Origin of the sequence: Streptomyces macrosporus (genome assembly GCF_039533145.1) — a bacterium.
Classification (GTDB): Bacteria; Actinomycetota; Actinomycetes; order Streptomycetales; family Streptomycetaceae; genus Streptomyces; species Streptomyces macrosporus.
The window spans coordinates 18,313-34,752 of the sequence record NZ_BAAASZ010000042.1; the positions used below are offsets into that span (position 1 = coordinate 18,313).

The window sequence follows — 16,440 nt, forward strand, 5'->3', positions numbered from 1 at the left end:
CGGGTTGCCTTTCCGGTAGGGGGTGGGGCGGGCGGCCAGGAGGCCGGCCGCGCGCTGCACTGCGCGGTCGCGCAGGCGGTTGTAGGTTTCGATGTCGTCGCGGTGTGCGGCACGGACCTGTGCGAGCCGGACTGGCTCCAGGCGGTCCCGCAGGCGCTGAAGGCCGCTTGCCCGGATGCATCCGGTGTCGTGGTCGTCGCAGGCGGCCCGGCGGGCCAGAGCGGCCCGGTAGGCGGGATCCTCCCGAAGCCGGGCCTGGGCCTCGGGACGCAGGTTGTTGACGGCGACCTGGGCGTGGAACCAGCGTTCCTGCTCGCCGTAGAGATAGCGATGGGCCTCGGCCAGGCAACCGTCGGTGTGCGCACGGACGGTGTAACCAGTGGCGAGCGTGACCGACAACTCGGCAGGCCCCGTCCCGAACAGCACCTCTTGCCGCGGAGGCGGCCCGGCGGCGCCGCGAGCCTTCAGACACTGGTTCACCAGGATCTGCTGAGCGGCCGCGATCAGATCAGTGCGGCCCTGCTCCGAGGCAGGCAGCGCCGCTCGCGGCCGTGCCGTACAGGCCCCGGCGAGCAGCACCGTCAGCGCGACGGCCACCACCGTCCGGCCCACAGCCCGTGGCGACGGAACGTTGATCGTCACATTGTTTCAAACGATCGCGTGGTGTCGAGGGCACGGCAGGCAGCCGAAATGAGCACTGACGTAGCGAAGTCGACTCGCCAAGTGCGCCGCCGGGACACCACCGAGGCAGTGCTCGTCGCGATCACCGGCGCCGTGGAGTCCGTCCGCGCGGCTCGGGACGCCGGGCTGCTCAAGGCCCAGCCGATGGTCGCCCGCCTCACCGTCGACGGCATCGTGTGGGCGGGCGGCAGCACCGCGGAGGCGGACGCGGTGATCTGGTGCACCGGCTTCCGCCCCGCCCTGTCCCACCTCGCACCGCTCGGCCTGCGCGGACGCCGCGGACACCTCGCCACCGACGGCACCCGCGCGGTGGGTGAACCGCGGCTGCACCTGCTCGGCCACGGCGACTGGACCGGCCCGGCCTCGGCCGCCCTGATCGGCGTCGGCCGCCCCGCGCGCGCCGCCGCCGCCGAGATCGCCGCACACCTCGGCCACTCCAGGTCTCCACGGTGATCCCGCCCGCCCCGCGGGCGAGGCAGGAGCCCGCGGGCCGACGAGGGACCGGTCGCCCAGGCGCCGGATGTCGCGCCCTGGGGACGGAGGCGGGCACCATGGCAGTACCGGGCGGGATCTCCCGTGGTGCCCGGTGGACCAACGGGCAACTGCTATGGCACATGCTCTTCGGCTACCTCATCGTCCGGGTGCTGCTGGTGGTGACGCGACTCTTCGCCCGGCTGCCCCGCGGCGTGAGTATGGGGTTCGCCCGGCTGCTGAACGCGGCAACAGGGCCGTTCGACGCCGTCAACCACGCCGGCCCGGTCGGAGCGGTGAAGGTCTGCGGGCCGCGCCGGATGGGGGCGGCGTTCGACCGCATCACCACCTCCCTGCGTCATCGGCTCGAAGCGGAGAACGACGTCGGCCTCACGCGCGGGATGCACTACCCGGTCCGCTGGGACCCCTTCTTCACCGACTACATGGCCCGGGCCGCTGTCGCCTTCGCCGCGCCCCTCGCCCTCGCCGTGGCCCTGACCGCGGCCCTCGCCGAGGTCCTCGGCTGAACCACCCCGGCCTCCGGTAGTGCCGAGGAGACGCCCCATGGCCCCTGCCGCTGCGGGGCCGGCGGTCAGCGTTTGACGCGGCTGCGGACGGCCAGGACCGCCAGGCCGAGGAGGACGGGCTCGGCCAGGCGGGAGGCCATCTCGGTGTAGGTGCCGGCGGTGGTCAGGTCCTGACCGGAGGAGCGGAAGACCACCGAGTTGATCACCACCCGCAGCGCCTTCTCCACCCGCTCGCCGGTGACCCGCTCGGACCACGGGCCGGTGGGGTTGACCGGGTCCGGGGTGTCGGTGGTCCAGGCGACATCCTGTCCGACGGCGACCTGGCGGCCGGTGACGGTCGGCCTCGGGTCCTTCGCGGGCAGCCCCCACAGCACCATCACCGCGAGCGTGACGGTCATCGCCACCCCCAGCCAGCCCAGGGCGCGGGAGGCGCGCAGCCCGTAGCCGGACAGGGCCCAGTAGGCGGTCAGCAGGGCGCGCTCGGACCACGGGGTGCCGTCGGTGTCGCGGCGGCGCATCTCGCACTCGCCGAAGTAGAAGTGGGCCGCCCCGGGCTCGTTCTTGCCGTCCTCCAGCGATTTGCGCAGCTGCCGGTACAGCGCTGCCACCGCCGTCGGCCGCAGCGCGGGGGCGTCCTCCGGCGGTGGCGTCCAGCCGCGGGCGAGGGCGGGGTGGCGGGCGGTACGCACCCGCCAGTGGTGCTCCTCGGCCAGTGTGGTGCGTCGGCTCCACCGCCAGGGAAAGCGGCGGCTCCAGCCGGCGGGGGTGGTGGCGAAGGTGCACCAGCCGTCCACCCGCAGCTGGTCGAGGTGGACCGCGCCGGCGAACCGGCACCCGCTCAGGTCGATGTCGTGCAGCGCCAGGTGCGCGGCATCCACCCCGCCCACCGTGCTCAGGCGCACGCCGGGATCCAGACCGGGCAACTCCGTCTCCGGCAGCAAGTCACCCGGGGCGGAGAGAGGGAAGGGGGTGGGACGGGCGGCGACCACCACCGGGTACTCGAAGACCGCGTCTCGCAGGTCCAGCTCGGCGTAGCGCAGCTGCAGCGTGGCGGCCGACGCCCACCGCGTGCGCGCACAGCTCACCTGGTGGGCGGCGATCTCCACCGTCACCGGCTGCTGGAACACCGCACCGTCCAGCACCACCCGCCCACCGCACGCCAGCGGCCCCAGGCGCGACGCCATCTCAAACCGCGCTGCGCCGAACCGGGCATCGCCGGAGAAGGTCGCCCCGCTGAACCCGACGTCGCGGGAGAAGGTCGTCCCGTCGAACGCGGCGTCACCGGAGAAGGTGGCTTTGTTGATCCAGGCGTTGCCGGAGAACACCGCCCCTGAGAACCAGGCCTTGCCGGAGAACACCGCCGCAAGCCGGGCGTCGCTGGAGAAGACCACCCCGCTGAACCAGGCGTTGCCGGAGAAGACCGCCTCGTTGAACCAGGCTTCGCCGGAGAACACCGCCTCGCCGAATGTGGCACTGTCAGAGAAGACCGCCTCGCCGAACGATGCGATGTCGGAGAAGACCGTCCTGTCGAACGAGGCGTTGCCGGAGAGCGCCGCGTTGTTGAACCAGGCGTTGCCGGAGAAGACCGCCTCACTGAACGAGGCGTTGCCGGAGAAGACCACCCCGACGAACCGGGCGTTGCCGGAGAAGGTCGCCTCGTCGAACTGGACGTCGCCGGTGCGGGGCTTGCCGATGGCGGGGTCGCGCAGGGCGGCGAGGAGCCGGGCCAGCAGATCCGGAGTGAAGGGGGTGCCACGGTGGTCGATATCGGCGCCGGGGGCCAGGCCGGCCAGGTAGGCGGCGCGATCGTCCTCGTCCAGGTGGGCCAGGCAGGCGCTGTGCCCGGGCACGTGGATGCCGCGGCAGCCGACCGGATCATCGGCGGTGGCGCCGTGGCCGCACTGCGGCCACGGCGGCGGGGTGCTGAATGGTGGTTCGGGCGCAGCAGACGTCATGCCCGGTAGACGACCGAGCCCGGCCGGGCAGTTGCCCGCCTCTCCCCGGAACTCGGCGCCTGCGGTCGCGGCCCGGCCCTGCGACGGAAACCTGTCGTACGCCTCATGCCCACCTCACGCCCAGCTCTCGGAGCGCGGCGCGCTGCTCGGGGGTGAGTTTGTCGCGGCGGTGTTTCTGGTTGGTGCACCAGGTACCCAGCTTGTGCTGGTGTTCCTGGCCGTCGATGACGACGGGTTCGACGTGGTCGCGCGGGATCGGCTTGTCGGCACCCTTGCGGGCGATACTGGGCGAGGGCCGCCAGGTCGCGTTGGGAGGCCGCTGATGGCTTTCCCTTCCCCTTCATGGTGCTCTTGGCGGTCGGGGCGCCTGTGGGCTGCTGGGCGGGTTTCAGGCCCAGCCGGGCGAGGCGTTTCTGCTGGGTCTCGGTGAGCAGGTTCCAGTCTCTTTACTGCCGCTGGAGCCATGTGCCCAGGTCGTCTCCGTCGACCATGACGCCGGGCCGGCTCTCATCAAGGACGCCGGGGCCGTCGGCGTCGACCCGAGGACCGGCGTGGACGGCTGCGGCCTGTACGTCTGTGTCGAAGCCGAAGCCCCCGGCTTCCCTGGCGGAGGCCGTCAGGCGTCCGTGGACGGATCGGTCCGTGCCAGGGCGTCGAGCAGGTGACGCAGTGCGGGGCTCGGCGGGCCGGGTGCCACGACCACCGATGTGGGCATGGTGAGCCCGCGCAGTGGGCGCACCACCACCCCCGGATGCTGCGGCAGGCCGGTCACGTCGTAGAAGATCGTCCATGACGGCGCGCTGGTGGCGATCGCACTGAGCGCTTCCTGTAACCGGGTGAACGGGGCCGCGAGGGACGGTTGGAGACCCTCGGCTCGGAACGCGTCGACGACCAGATCGTGGAAGGGCGGGTTGTTCTCCCGGGGTGCCAGTCGCAGCGGTAGGTCGGCGAGCTGCGTCAGGTCCACCGCGGACCGGGCCGCCAGCGGATGCCCGGCGGGCAGAACCGCGTACAGCGGGTCGGTCCACACCGGCAGCACCTCCAGATTCGGCATCGCGGTCAGGGCGCGGACCAGCGCGGCGTCCAGCGCGCCGGAACGCACGGCGTCGATCCGGTCCAGCGGGGCGAGCTGCCTGAGTCGGACCCGCAGTCGAGGCGCGAGGGCGGCCAACTCGTGCAGCACGCGGCGGATCCGGTCGCCTGGCCCCTGCACGCTCCCCAACCTGAGCACACCGTCGTCACCGGCGGCGATGTCGGCGGCCACCCGATGGGTACGTCGCACGGCGGCGAGGACGGCACGCGCCTCGGGCAGCAGCCGTTCACCGGCGGCGGACAGCCGTACCCGACGGGTGGACCGGTCGAACAGCGGGACGCCCAGCTCGCGTTCCAGGCGCCGGATCTGCTGGCTCACTGCCGATTGCACGATGTTCAGCCGTTCGGCGGCACGGCCGAAGCCGCCCTCCTCCGCGACGGTCACGAAGTATCGGAGCTGTCGGATCTCCACGCGTCCCCCGATTCATCACGAACGGTGATCTGTGACGACTCCAACTGCCTGTGGTTTCCGTCTTCTTCCCACGGTCGAATGGAACCGACCCGAAGAAAGGACACCGATGACTTTCCCCCATGCTCTGGTGGTACGGGCCGAGGAGGCCGAACATGTGGCGTTGCCGCACGGCGGGGGCTTCCATCTGCTGGTCGACGCGAGCGGGACCGGCGGCGTGCTGGGCGCCAATCGCCTCGTCCTGGGCGAGGGGGCCGACGGCGCTCGACCGCACTACCACGCGGTGTCGTGGGAGTTGTTCCACGTGTTCGACGGCACGGTCGACTTCCTCCTCGACGACCGGATGACGTCCGTGGGTGCCGGCGGGCTGGTCGCCGTCCCGCCGGGCATGCCGCACGCTTTCGGCGCGGCTCCCGGTACGGGTGCCGACCTGCTCGTGGTGCTGACGCCCGGCATCGAGCGGTTCGACTACTTCCGCGCCCTGGGCCGCATCCAGCACGGTTTGGAGCCCTTCGAGACGCTCCTGCCCGAACAGGAACGCTACGACGTGCATTTCCTCGACCCGGCAGTCTGGCAAGCCGCCCGCGCCCGACCCCCTCGTCGGTGAACGGCCCGATCCGGAGGAGCGGCTGCCGCGGGCGGGCCGAAACGCCGACCCCTCTGCCGTCGGGAATACCCTGGCTTACTGATCGTTTCAAAATGAGATCGGTGTGTCGCCTGGTCATCTGCGACGGTTCTGAGCAGGGTCGGTCGGGTGCCTGCCGATCTTGTGCCCGACGACCTGTGGGAACGCATAGCTCCGCTGCTGCCGCCTCGGCCTCCGCGCCGACACCGCTATCCCGGTCGGCGACCGATATCGGACCGGGCTGCGTTGGCCGGCATCGTCCACGTCCCACGCACGGGCGTGAGCCGGCGCGACGTGCCGGCCCGGATGGTCGGCTGCTCGGAGGTGACCGCCTGGCCCCGCCTGCACGAGGCCCTGCCGACCGAACTCCGCACGGCCGGAGAACCGGAGATGGACGACCGCGCGGTCGACGGTTCGCACGTTCGCGCGGTCAAAGGGGGGCCATGTTGGCCCCTCCCCGGTCGACCGGGGCCGACCCGGATCCAAGCACCACGTGGTCGTCGATGCCTGTGGCACCCCGCCGGCCGCCTCCCTGACCGGCGGCAACCGCCATGACGTCACCCAACGGTTGCCCCTACTCGGCGCGATACCGCGCCTGCGTGGGCTGCGCGGCAGACCACGGCACCGGCCCAAGAGGCCGTATGCCGACCGCGGCTACGACCACATCACGTACCGCCGCCTGCTGTGGCAGCGCGGCATTCGGCCGGTCATCGCCCGGCGTGGCGCTCCGCATGGCTCCGGCCTGGGCCGCACTCGGTGGGTCGTCGAGCGCACCTTCGCCCGGCTCCATCGGTTCACACGCCTGCGTATCCGCTACGAACGCCGAGCCGACCTCCATCAAAGCCTGCTGGAACTGGCCTGCGCCAACATCTGTCTCCGCCGACTCCGCAGATCATTCTGAAACGATCAGTTACAACCGCTACGGCGGCGTGCGGCACCTGTTCGCGGCCCTGGACCTGGCCAAGAACAAGCTCCACGGCCACATCAAGCCGGTCAAAGAGGTGGACGCGGTTCCTGAAGTTCTGCCGCTACCTTGCGCACCCTCTGCCCAGCCGATGTCCGTATCGCGATCGTCTGCGGCACCTTTCCCCCAGCTGACCACGGAGAAGTGCCGGCGGGGCAGCATCTGGGCCGCGGCGAACAACGTCGAGATCGCCTACACCCCGACGAACCCCTCCTGCTTGAACCGCATCGAGGTCCGGTTCACCGCACTGCGCTGCTTCACCCTTGACGGCGCCGACCACGCCACCCACAAGGAGCAGGGCAGCATGATTCGCCGCTACATCATCTGGCGAAACCGCCATGCTGACGACCGTGCCTACGCGCCGTCATCGACCGAGCGAACGTTGCCCGATGCGGCACTCGCGAAGGCGAGCCCCCTTGCTGCCAGTTCCTCTTCGAGGATCCGGATCGCTTTGGGCCCCATGCCGTGGATTTTCAACAGTTCCGCCGATGTCACGCTCGTCAGCTGGTCGTATCGCGTGTAGCCGTTAAGGGCCAGTACGCGACGGGCGGTCCTGCCGATCTCTCGCGGAAACTCCGTGGGATCCGCGGCGTCTTGAGCCGCCATCTCACTCCTTTGATGGTCAGCCGATAATTTCGACCCCGTGAGCCTAGACCTTCCTGGGGCACGATGCCCAGGACAGAGGCCCCAAACAGCGCATCGTCGGTGACAGGACAAATGTTGCCTGATGCGGCCCTAAGACCTGTCCCGTAACTGCTGGTCGCAGGTGAGATGATCTTGATGTGGCTGGTGTGATCACGGCGTCGGAGCCGTCCTGGACAGTCCGTTCACCGGGCTGAGCCCACGGCAGTTCCGCAGGCTGGTGACCGCGCTGCGCCGTGAGGGAGCCGATCCGGTGCGCAGAGGCAGGTCGTGGAGCCTCCCGTTGGAGGACAGAGTCCTGCTGGTGGCCGCGTACTGGCGCACCAACCTCACCCTGCGGCAGCTCGCCCCGCTGTTCGGGATCTCGAAGTCCGCGGCCGGCCGGATCGTCGCCCACCTCGGGTCGGCGCTCGCGCTGCAGCTCCGCACGCGGTTCCGCAGACAGACCGTGCTGATCGTGGACGGCACCCTGGTCCCCATCCGCGACCACTCGATCGCGGAGCGGTCGAAGAACCACCGCTACTCCACCGACCACCAGGTCGCCATCGACGCCGACACCCTCCCCGGACTCCGTCCGGGGGTACCCCCATCGTCGTCACCGTCGGCCGACCGGTGCCCGGCAGCGCAGGCGACTGCCGGGCATGGGAGGAGTCCGGCGTCAAGGCCGTGATCGGCCGGACCACCACGATCGCCGACGGCGGCTACCGCGGCACCGGCCTGGTCGTCCCGCACTACCGGAGACGCAAAGGCGAAGAGTTGCCGGCCTGGAAGGAGGAGCACAACCACGCGCACAAGAGCGTCCGCGCCCGCGTCGAGCACGTCTTCGCCCGGATGAAGGGCTGGAAGATCCTGCGCGACTGCCGTCTCAAGGGCGATGGCGTTCACCACGCGGTGCTCGGTATCGCCCGCCTCCACAACCTCACTCTGGCCGGCTGACCAAGAAACGAGCAGGTGACCCACGCGGCGGGTAAGTCGGCCGTGAGGCAGCGGCGGACGATGTCCCGGGCCAGTTCGTCCTTGGTCGCGAGTCCTCGCTCGTCGGGAATCTCTTCGCCGCCCGACAGCGGCCACGGTCGGAGGTCCAGGACTTGGGCAGATAGAGCTCCCGGTCCACCAGAGCTCGGCCGGAGCGGGTGGCGTAGGCGGCGAACACCCCGATCTGACAGTTGTCGATCTTTTCCGGAGGTGCCGGTGTACTGCCGGCCCACCCGGACCGAGGTGGTGCCCTTCTCGACGAACCCGGCGTCGTCGATGATCAGCACACCACCGGGGCCGAGCCGTTCGGCGACATGGTTGCGCACGTCGTCCCGGACCGCGTCGGCGTCCCACCGGGCGCCGTTGAGCAGGTGCTGCAGGCCCGCCGGGTCGCGGTGACGGTCCGGACCGCCGGTTCAACCGGATCCGGCTCACCCTCGGGCGGTTCCTGGCGCTGGGGCTGGAGTTCCAGCTCGCCGGGGACGTGCTGCGCACGGCCGTCGCGCCGAGCTTCACCGAGATCGGGCAGCTCGCCGCGATCGCGGCGATCCGTACCGCGCTGAACTTCTTCCTCGGCAGGGAGATCGCGAACGAGCGCGCCGAGATCGAACGCGAGCACCGGAAGGAGGGGAGCGATCCGCGTTCCCCGGCGGCACCGGCATGACCACCGTCCTGGAACTGGCCGCCCTCGCGACCACGGCTTTCGGGCTGGTCGCCGCCTCGGTGGTGCTCGCGGCGTCGAGGCGGCTCATGCCCGCACTGGCCGTTCTGCTGGACTTCCTGACCGCGGCGGGGCTGCTCCGGTTGGCCGGTGAGCCGAGTTGGAACACCATCGCGGCGGCGGCCGCCGTGCTCGCCGTCCGCAAGCTGATCACCGCGGGCCTGCACGCCGCGCAGCCGCGCTGACCCGCAGCGCCCGCGCCTCGGCAACCGCATACGAGAGTCAACCGGGACGGCGGTCTGGTCACAGAGAGGGCCGTGTTGCAGACCTCTGGTCGCCGGGTGGCCGTGTCCGACGTTCTTCGATTCCTGGTACGACCTGTTGCGTGTGGCGGCCATGGCCGCGTGCGCCTATGCCGCCGTAATCGCGGTGGTGCGGTTGCCGGGCAAGCGCACGCTGGCCAAGCACACGCTGGCGAAGATGAACGCCTTCGACCTGGTGGTCACCGTGGCGCTGGGTTCGACGTCGGCGACCATTCTGCTCACCTCCACCGTCTCTCTGGCCGAGGGGCCCTCGCTCTGGCCCTCCTGGTGGCCTTGCAGTTCGTCAACGCCCGGGTCGCGGTGGGCTCCGGTCGGTTTCGGCGGCTGATCAAGACCGAGCCGACGCTGCTGAGGGACGGGCGCCTGCTCGGCGAGGCGATGGCCCGGCAGCGGGTGACGGCCGGTGAGGCGCGCCGGGCGATTCGCTCCCAGGGGATCGGCGCGGTCGAGGAGGTCGCCGCGGTGGGGCTGGAGACCGACGGCAGCTTCAGCGTGCTTCCCCGGCTCCCGGACCGGCTCGGGCAGCTCCTTACGGGACGTCCGGGAGTCGACCGGGGCACGGCCGGACAGACGAGTGCGGAACGGGATCGGATGGAGCCCCGTATAGGGCAAATCGCCGGATTTACCGCCAGAATGTCGGTGTGAACCTGTAAGGAGTCGTTATGGGCCCTCATTCCTCCGCGCGTGGACCGGCGCCTGTCCGGGACACCGAACCTGCGCCGGACGCCAGGGGAGCGCGTAACCGGCTCGTGACTCTGCTGATGCTGCTCGCCGGCGTCTGGCTGCTCTTGGCGCCATGGTTCTTGGACTATCCCTTCACCGACGCGGCGGTGGACGCTCAGCGCAACGAGACCGGCGTCGGCATCGTGGTGGTACTCACCGCCGGCGCCCGGATGGTACGGCCCCGCGGATGGCTGTCGGACCTGATCATTCTCGCCCTCGGCATCTGGCTGGTGGTGGCGCCCTTCCAAATCGACTACGGCGGCCCGGCCGTCACCCCCGAGACCGCGCAGGCCAACGAGGTCGTCACGGGCGTCGTGCTCGTCGTGCTGGCCGTCGCAAGCCTGCTTCTGCTGCTCCGTATCCGCCGCACCACACCGGAGGACGCCAGGTGAGGCACCCGACACAAACGATCGTGCGTATCCGCCGCCGTGTGCTCGGCCTGCTCCTGGCCGCCATCCTCGCGGCCTCGGCCGCGGGCTGCGGAGGGGGAGGGGACGGAGAGGTGGACTCGCCGGGGACGAACGCGCGGATCGGCCCGGTCCTGGTGCGGTACGCCCATCTGGCCGAACCCTCCGACGGCCCGTGGGAGACCGGCAGCGACGTGCCGCTGTACGTGTGGCTGTTCAACCAGCGGTCCCCGGCCGACCGGCTGGTGTCGGCCGAGTCCCCGGCGGCCGACTCCATCACCATCGTCGACGCGGACGGCGAGGTGATCCGGACAGGGGTGGAGCTGCCGCCCGAGAAGCTGGTGGAGCTAGAGAAGGATCGCACCCACCTGGTGCTGCGCGATGTGCGGCAGGAAATCCGCGGTGGTGACTTCGTGTGGGTGACCCTGCACTTCGAACGGGCCGGTTCGCTGTCGCTGCAGGTGCCCAGCCAACCGCCCACCTACGACAAGGAATCCCCGCCGCCTCCGCTCCCCACCCTGACCACGTGGCCGGAACCCTGACGGGACGGCCGGTGGCGATGGAGCGCCGCAGCCGTCAGAACCTCTCCGATGGGCCCGTCTCCGGTCGCGTCCGCGCTGCGTCCCGCGATTCCAGGAAGCAGGCGCCGAGACTGCCGGCGAGGGTGGCGAAGACGGCGACGGAGCAGAGGGCGAGCACGATCTCCAGGACCTGGAAGAAGGCGTCGGGGTGACCGTGCGGTTCTCCGGCGACGTGGCCAGCGCGGTCGCGTGCAGGGCCGCGCCCAGCGAGCGGTAACCGCCGAACCCGTACAGCGACTCGCCGCTGCCCAGGACGGTGATCGCGGAGGCGGCTGTCAGCCAGCCGCTCCGCCCACCGAGCACGCTGCCCGCTGCCGCGGGAGGAGAAAAACCCATCGATCCGTGAGGTGTGCCGGGGCGCCGCGGAGGAGGCCGGAAAGTTCTCCGCCCATCCTCGCTCTTTCCGTGCTACTGTCGATGTCAGTTGCAGTTGTGGTTCCCAAAGACTTACAAGTGCCCCCACCGGCGTCCTGCGCCGTGGGAGCACTTTCTTGTTTCCGGTGCTTTTTCCGGGCGGGGCAATCATCGCGGCGACGCGGGGCCGCGCAGTGCGGTTCCGGACACTGCCCCGTCATAAGGAGACAGGCATGGCTACTGGCACCGTGAAGTGGTTCAACAGCGAAAAGGGCTTCGGCTTCATCGAGCAGGACGGCGGCGGCGCCGACGTCTTCGCCCACTACTCGAACATCGCCACCCAGGGCTTCCGCGAGCTCCACGAGGGCCAGAAGGTGACCTTCGACGTCACCCAGGGCCAGAAGGGCCCGCAGGCGGAGAACATCGTTCCCGCCTGACGTCCGGCGCATTTCGAGAGCCGGGGCCCGCACCACAGGGTGCGGGCCCCGGCCCTTCGCCTTTCCGGGCCCCGGCCCGCCGCACCGGCTCCGCGCCCGGCCGGGACACGAGGCCGCGCGGTAAACCGCTACCGGGGTCCGTGGCGGACCACGCCCCGGGCCGGGGTCCGGCTCCCCGTCGCCCGCCGGACGAATCCGGGCCACCCGCGCCATTGCCCGGCCCCGCGGTCCAGGCCCCTTTCCGGGGCCCGGACTCCACTCCGTTTTCTCCGTTTTCCATCGGCACGTTCCTGCGTTTTCCCGCCCGCGCGCTTCGGCCAGGGAAATCCTCGACACGCGCCGTTTCGAGGAGGTTCTGTATGAACCGCGCCACCCGCACGAACGACCGCCGCTCCTTCGCCGACAAAGACGCCTCCGCCGGTTCGGGCAGGAGCGGCGGACTCCGCTCGCGGACTCCCGGCCGCTCGAACATCACCGGCCGTTCGAACGGCCACGGGCGTCGGCCTGCCGCGCTCCAGGGCGAGTTCGCGCCGCCGAAGACGATCACGCCCGCCCTGCCGGCGGCCGCATCGTTCGCCGCGCTGGACATGCCGGCCGCGCTGCTGAAGACGCTCGCCGGCCGGGGCATGAACGAGCCGTTCCCGATCCAGGCGGCGACCCTGCCGAACTCCCTGGCCGGCCGGGACGTCCTGGGCCGGGGACGCACCGGATCGGGCAAGACCCTCGCCTTCGGGCTGGCCGTTCTGGCCCGTACCGCAGGGCGGCGCGCCGCGCCCGGCCGGCCCCTGGCCCTGATCCTCGTGCCCACCCGTGAACTCGCCCAGCAGGTCGCCGACGCGCTCACTCCCTACGCCCGGTCCGTGAACCTGCGGCTGGCCACCGTGGTCGGCGGGATGTCCATCGGCCGGCAGGCCGGTGCCCTGCGCGCCGGGGCGGAAGTGGTCGTCGCGACACCGGGGCGGCTCAGGGACCTCGTCGAGCGGGGCGACTGCCGACTGGACGACGTCGGCGCCACGGTCCTGGACGAGGCCGACCAGATGGCCGACATGGGCTTCATGCCCCAGGTGACCGCCCTGCTCGACCAGGTGCGCCCCGAGGGGCAGCGGATGCTGTTCTCGGCCACCTTGGACCGCAACGTCGACCTGCTGGTCCGCCGCTACCTGAGCGACCCGGTGGTCCACTCCGTCGACCCGTCGGCGGGTGCGGTCACCACGATGGAGCACCACACCCTGCACGTCCACGGCGCCGACAAGCACGCCGTCACCACCGAGATCGCGGCCCGCGACGGCCGGGTGATCATGTTCCTGGACACCAAGCACGCGGTGGACCGACTCACCAGGCACCTGCTGAACAGCGGCGTCCGCGCCGCGGCCCTGCACGGCGGCAAGTCCCAGCCCCAGCGCACCCGCACCCTGACCCAGTTCAAGACCGGCCACGTCACCGTGCTGGTGGCCACCAACGTCGCCGCCCGCGGCATCCACGTCGACCACCTCGACCTGGTCGTCAACGTCGATCCGCCCGGCGACCACAAGGACTACCTGCACCGCGGCGGCCGTACCGCCCGCGCCGGCGAGTCCGGCAGCGTCGTCACCCTGGTCACCCCCGACCAGCGCCGCGGCATGAGCCGGCTGATGGCCTGCGCCGGGATCACCCCGCAGATCACCCAGGTGCGTCCGGGCGAGGCGGAGCTGAGCCGCATCACCGGCGCCCAGGCACCCTCCGGCGTCCCCGTGACCATCCCCGCGCCGGCCGTGGAACGTCCCCGCCGCGCGTCTTCCGCACCGCGGGGCCGCCGGGGCCGCACCGGCCAGGGCCGACCCGTCGGCGAAGCGTCGCGCCGCACGGCACAGCGGCGGCGTGCCCTCGACTCGGCCGCCTAGAGCCACCGTGAAGCACCCGGCCCACCCTTTCCCGCAGGAGGCACCTTGACACCGGAGCAGAGGCGACATCGCGTGGCGGATCCCACCCCCCGAACCATGGTCGACGACGACACGGACGCGTCCGGACCGCGGGTCTGTGACGACATGACCGTCGAGGTGGCCCTGGCCGTCATGGCGGGCGCCCGTGTCGACCATCTGACCCTGTGCGACGGAGACGACCAGTACACGGGCCTGATCACCCGGGCCCGGCTCGCCGTTCTCCGCGACAGTTCCACGTACACGGACCGGATCCGTCTACGGGAAGTCCTCGACGGACCGTCCACCTCGCCCGGCGCCGTCGAGGAGCATGACCGGGCCGCGGACCTCCGCGCCCTCGCCCTCTGACCCGCCTCGCCCCCCCCACCGGCCCGTTCCCCTTTCCCCTTTCCCCTGGGAGGCATCATGCGCTGCATCATCGCCCGGTACCCGTTCGACCTGAGCAAGAGCGGGGTGCTGGCCTCGATGAAGGGCGTCAAGCCCGAGCCCGTCACGGGCGAGTCCGTCACCATCGGCCGCCGCCGCTACCCCGTCAAGCAAGTGGGCCACGTCATCACCGGACAGGACCGCCGTGACTTCACCAGCGACGAAGTCACCCGGGCCATGACCCGTCTCGGCTTCACCTGTCACGCCGGCCCCGAGGCCGCGCCCCCGAGCGTCCCCACTGCGCTCCAGACCGCGTCGGCACTGCTCGGCGGCACCGACCCCGTGGAGGGCTGAGACCGGGCGGAAACCGTCATCGGAACGGCTGTGAGGGTCCTGCCCCCGTCGGCAGGGCCCTTCTGCCACGTCGTCCGCTCGCAAGCTCCTGGAGAAGCAGAGCGACACGAACGGCGCCACCGGCCGCGGCGGCTCGGTCCGGGGCAACCCTTTTCGTGGAACGGCCCGTGACGGGAACACCGCTGGCGACCCCCGTTCCTCTTCAGCGGCCTGTCCGGGCCGCCCCCGAACGTGCGGGGCGGCACGGGGCGGCTGCCCACCGAGCGGTGAGGGCCCGATGCCGCGGTGTCCCCGCCGACGACGGCTCGGAGCAGACGCCATCAGGAGCGCCCGGCCCGAGAAACACCCGGCCCGGGTACCACGAGGCCCCGGAATGAATGATGGCCCCCGGTCGCGCAGCCACCATCCCCGCACCCGCGGGGATGGCCCCGTCCCGACGTGCGGGCCCCGGAGTCGGTGGCCTGCTCCCCGTACCCGCGGGGATGGCCCCATCGCCGGACGCGCGAGGGACGCCGGGCTCGCTGCTCCCCGCGCCTGCGGAGATGGCCCCCCTGCGGCACCCGCTTTAGGAGTTTCATCCGCAGTGCGGCCCGGGCCTGCTCGGCGGGCTCTGGCAGGCCTTCTCGACTCCGACGAAGGACGCTTGTGTCCGGCGCCGTTCGTCCTCGTTGATGTCAGTCGTGGATGTCAGCTGGGTCGCAGTCCCGGCTCGTTGTCTGTGGCATGTGTTTCACTCCCAGGCCATGGGCGAACAGGAACTGCTCGAAGCCGTTACCTCCTTGGTTCGGCCGGGCGGGCGGGAGTTGGTGTGCGGCCGGCCTGGACACCTGGCGGGGCATGTATGTCTGGTGGTTTCCGACACAATCAACCTATCCACTCTCCTCAAGGAGTTCAGTCGTTGGTACGGGCAGCTGCGCAACCTCGTCATGGGCGGTTACGTCGATCCGACGGTGACCGAGCGGACCGGGCTGCCGCTCCTTGCTCCTTTCGCTGGGGAGCTGGTCGAGATGCGCGGGTGGGCGTCCGGCAGTCGGTGGATCGGCTGCGGTGTGGTCCGTGCCGGGGACGGCGAACAGCTGGTGGTGCTCGTGGCGGAGCGGGCTGCACCGTCGCCAGATGCACCGCCGGAGGGAGCTTCCTGGGTGGACTCTCTTCTCCGTGTCACAGGTTGGGACGCGCGGGACGCCGCGCAGCCCTGGGCGGAGATCGAAGCGGAAGTGGGGACCGAACTGCCCAAAGATTGTTGTATGTGGGTTCGGCGAGTGATCGAACTGACCGGGTGGAAGCCGCTCGGGATCTCCGTCGACTGGGCGGCGATCGAGGGAGAGCTGGGGGTGCCGCTGCCGACGGACTACAAGGAGCTCTACGAGGCGTTCGGCGGCGGTATCTTCAGTGATTCCGTCTACTTTCTGGGGCGCGACGAGGGTGTCTCGTTCGACTTCCTGACACAGTGGCGGGTCGCCCTGTCGGTTGACCAGGACAGCAGGCTCGGAAGCGTCTCCGCCGTCGATCCCTATGCGATCTACGCGCCGGGCGGCAAGGGGGTGGTTGCGTGGGGCGCCACCGAATGGGCTGACGAGTACTGTTGGCTGATCGATGCCGAGCGGCCGGGCGATTACCCCGTCCTTGCGCGGTCCCATGACGGCGGCCCATGGCACTGGTACGACATGTCCACCTCCGAGTTCCTCTACCGCGTCCTTGCCGATGCCGATTTTCAACCGTTCGGCATCGCGCAGTACGACCTCGGCGCGACGTTCAAGCCCGGCTCCGGCGGCCCCTTCGACGGCCGGCCGCTCTGACGAGAGGCGGGCCGTCTCACGTTCGTGGACACGACAGTGCCGTCGTTTCTCATCGAGATCCGTGAGCCAGGTGATCACCAACTGCCTCCGGAAACGGCGATGGCGGCCACCTTCGACCAGCCCGCCTTCGCCGCCCCGACCCGCTGGTGAGCCCCCGACCCCGTCCGCGCCCTGACCA

At 70.9% G+C, this 16,440-nt stretch carries 18 protein-coding genes and 5 pseudogenes; 18 read left to right on the forward strand and 5 right to left on the reverse strand.

What is annotated here, in order from left to right:
• Positions 1-642: hypothetical protein (locus ABD335_RS26890; protein WP_344328160.1), on the reverse strand; the 642-nt coding region annotated here is incomplete at its 3' end.
• Positions 643-699: 57 nt separating this feature from the next.
• Here ABD335_RS26890 and ABD335_RS26895 point away from each other — a divergent pair.
• Both ABD335_RS26895 and ABD335_RS26900 read left to right on the forward strand, forming a co-directional pair.
• Positions 700-1,134: pseudogene (locus ABD335_RS26895) on the forward strand (pyridine nucleotide-disulfide oxidoreductase); the annotation flags it as partial.
• 98 nt (positions 1,135-1,232) lie between these two features.
• Entirely contained in the window at positions 1,233-1,679 is a 447-nt protein-coding gene (locus ABD335_RS26900) for a hypothetical protein (protein WP_344328163.1), read from the forward strand.
• Between the two features lie 65 nt (positions 1,680-1,744).
• Here the strand turns inward: ABD335_RS26900 and ABD335_RS26905 are convergent, their stop codons facing one another.
• The 3 genes from ABD335_RS26905 to ABD335_RS26915 all read right to left on the reverse strand — a co-directional run bounded on the left by ABD335_RS26905 (position 1,745) and on the right by ABD335_RS26915 (position 5,138).
• Positions 1,745-3,634, reverse strand: coding sequence for a pentapeptide repeat-containing protein (locus tag ABD335_RS26905; RefSeq protein ID WP_344328165.1), 1,890 nt, complete (start codon positions 3,632-3,634; stop codon positions 1,745-1,747).
• Positions 3,635-3,737: 103 nt separating this feature from the next.
• Entirely contained in the window at positions 3,738-3,917 is a 180-nt protein-coding gene (locus tag ABD335_RS26910; protein ID WP_344328300.1) for a helicase associated domain-containing protein, read from the reverse strand.
• A gap of 333 nt (positions 3,918-4,250) precedes the next feature.
• Positions 4,251-5,138 (reverse strand): LysR family transcriptional regulator, encoded by an 888-nt coding sequence (locus ABD335_RS26915; RefSeq protein WP_344328167.1) that lies wholly within the window; start codon positions 5,136-5,138, stop codon positions 4,251-4,253.
• A gap of 106 nt (positions 5,139-5,244) precedes the next feature.
• Between ABD335_RS26915 and ABD335_RS26920 the strand changes: the two genes are divergently transcribed.
• The 4 genes and pseudogenes from ABD335_RS26920 (at position 5,245) to ABD335_RS26935 (ending at position 8,302) form a co-directional block, all read left to right on the forward strand.
• Complete coding sequence (locus tag ABD335_RS26920; protein WP_344328170.1) at positions 5,245-5,742, forward strand: cupin domain-containing protein; 498 nt, start codon at positions 5,245-5,247, stop codon at positions 5,740-5,742.
• 147 nt (positions 5,743-5,889) lie between these two features.
• Positions 5,890-6,661 (forward strand): IS5 family transposase gene (locus ABD335_RS26925; RefSeq protein WP_425583761.1). Its coding sequence is split into 2 segments (ribosomal slippage): positions 5,890-6,203 and positions 6,202-6,661, totalling 774 coding nucleotides; the frame shifts between segments, so codons are not numbered across the junction.
• 7 nt (positions 6,662-6,668) lie between these two features.
• Positions 6,669-7,111 (forward strand): annotated as a pseudogene (locus ABD335_RS26930) (IS630 family transposase); the annotation flags it as partial.
• A 395-nt stretch (positions 7,112-7,506) separates the two neighbouring features.
• Positions 7,507-8,302 (forward strand): annotated as a pseudogene (locus ABD335_RS26935) (transposase).
• Here the strand turns inward: ABD335_RS26935 and ABD335_RS26940 are convergent.
• Positions 8,284-8,739, reverse strand: a pseudogene (locus ABD335_RS26940) (IS701 family transposase); the annotation flags it as partial. The pseudogenes ABD335_RS26935 and ABD335_RS26940 sit on opposite strands and share 19 nt — an antisense overlap.
• 11 nt (positions 8,740-8,750) lie before the next feature.
• Between ABD335_RS26940 and ABD335_RS26945 the strand changes: the two are divergent.
• The 12 genes and pseudogenes from ABD335_RS26945 to ABD335_RS27000 form a co-directional block, all read left to right on the forward strand.
• Positions 8,751-9,005: pseudogene (locus ABD335_RS26945) on the forward strand (DUF1622 domain-containing protein); the annotation flags it as partial.
• A complete protein-coding gene (locus ABD335_RS26950) occupies positions 9,002-9,247 on the forward strand; it encodes a hypothetical protein (protein WP_344328173.1) in 246 nt (81 codons plus the stop codon). The pseudogene ABD335_RS26945 and the gene ABD335_RS26950, both read left to right, overlap by 4 nt.
• 142 nt (positions 9,248-9,389) lie before the next feature.
• The gene (locus tag ABD335_RS26955) at positions 9,390-9,653 is read left to right on the forward strand and encodes a DUF421 domain-containing protein (RefSeq protein ID WP_344328175.1); all 264 of its coding nucleotides are present in this window, start codon (positions 9,390-9,392) and stop codon (positions 9,651-9,653) included.
• Positions 9,599-9,970, forward strand: a complete 372-nt coding sequence (locus tag ABD335_RS26960) for a YetF domain-containing protein (RefSeq protein WP_344328177.1) — start codon at positions 9,599-9,601, stop codon at positions 9,968-9,970. The genes ABD335_RS26955 and ABD335_RS26960 overlap by 55 nt, the downstream gene beginning before the upstream one ends.
• Positions 9,971-10,074: 104 nt before the next feature.
• The gene (locus tag ABD335_RS26965; RefSeq protein ID WP_344328178.1) at positions 10,075-10,440 is read left to right on the forward strand and encodes an SPW repeat domain-containing protein; all 366 of its coding nucleotides are present in this window, start codon (positions 10,075-10,077) and stop codon (positions 10,438-10,440) included.
• A gap of 20 nt (positions 10,441-10,460) precedes the next feature.
• Positions 10,461-10,997 (forward strand): copper chaperone PCu(A)C, encoded by a 537-nt coding sequence (locus ABD335_RS26970; RefSeq protein WP_344328179.1) that lies wholly within the window; start codon positions 10,461-10,463, stop codon positions 10,995-10,997.
• A 626-nt stretch (positions 10,998-11,623) separates the two neighbouring features.
• Positions 11,624-11,827 (forward strand): cold-shock protein, encoded by a 204-nt coding sequence (locus tag ABD335_RS26975; protein ID WP_103500173.1) that lies wholly within the window; start codon positions 11,624-11,626, stop codon positions 11,825-11,827.
• 359 nt (positions 11,828-12,186) lie between these two features.
• Positions 12,187-13,707: a DEAD/DEAH box helicase gene (locus ABD335_RS26980; RefSeq protein WP_344328182.1), complete on the forward strand. Its 1,521-nt coding sequence runs from the start codon at positions 12,187-12,189 to the stop codon at positions 13,705-13,707.
• Between the two features lie 96 nt (positions 13,708-13,803).
• On the forward strand, positions 13,804-14,091 hold the full coding sequence (locus ABD335_RS26985) for a CBS domain-containing protein (protein ID WP_344328183.1): 288 nt from the start codon (positions 13,804-13,806) through the stop codon (positions 14,089-14,091).
• 57 nt (positions 14,092-14,148) lie between these two features.
• Positions 14,149-14,463 carry an SCO5918 family protein gene (locus ABD335_RS26990; RefSeq protein WP_344328184.1) on the forward strand — a complete coding sequence of 105 codons (315 nt, stop codon included), beginning with the start codon at positions 14,149-14,151 and terminating at the stop codon, positions 14,461-14,463.
• A gap of 743 nt (positions 14,464-15,206) precedes the next feature.
• On the forward strand, positions 15,207-16,262 hold the full coding sequence (locus tag ABD335_RS26995) for an SMI1/KNR4 family protein (RefSeq protein WP_344328186.1): 1,056 nt from the start codon (positions 15,207-15,209) through the stop codon (positions 16,260-16,262).
• 24 nt (positions 16,263-16,286) lie between these two features.
• On the forward strand, positions 16,287-16,412 hold the full coding sequence (locus ABD335_RS27000; protein WP_344328189.1) for a hypothetical protein: 126 nt from the start codon (positions 16,287-16,289) through the stop codon (positions 16,410-16,412).
• Positions 16,413-16,440: the final 28 nt, after the last annotated feature.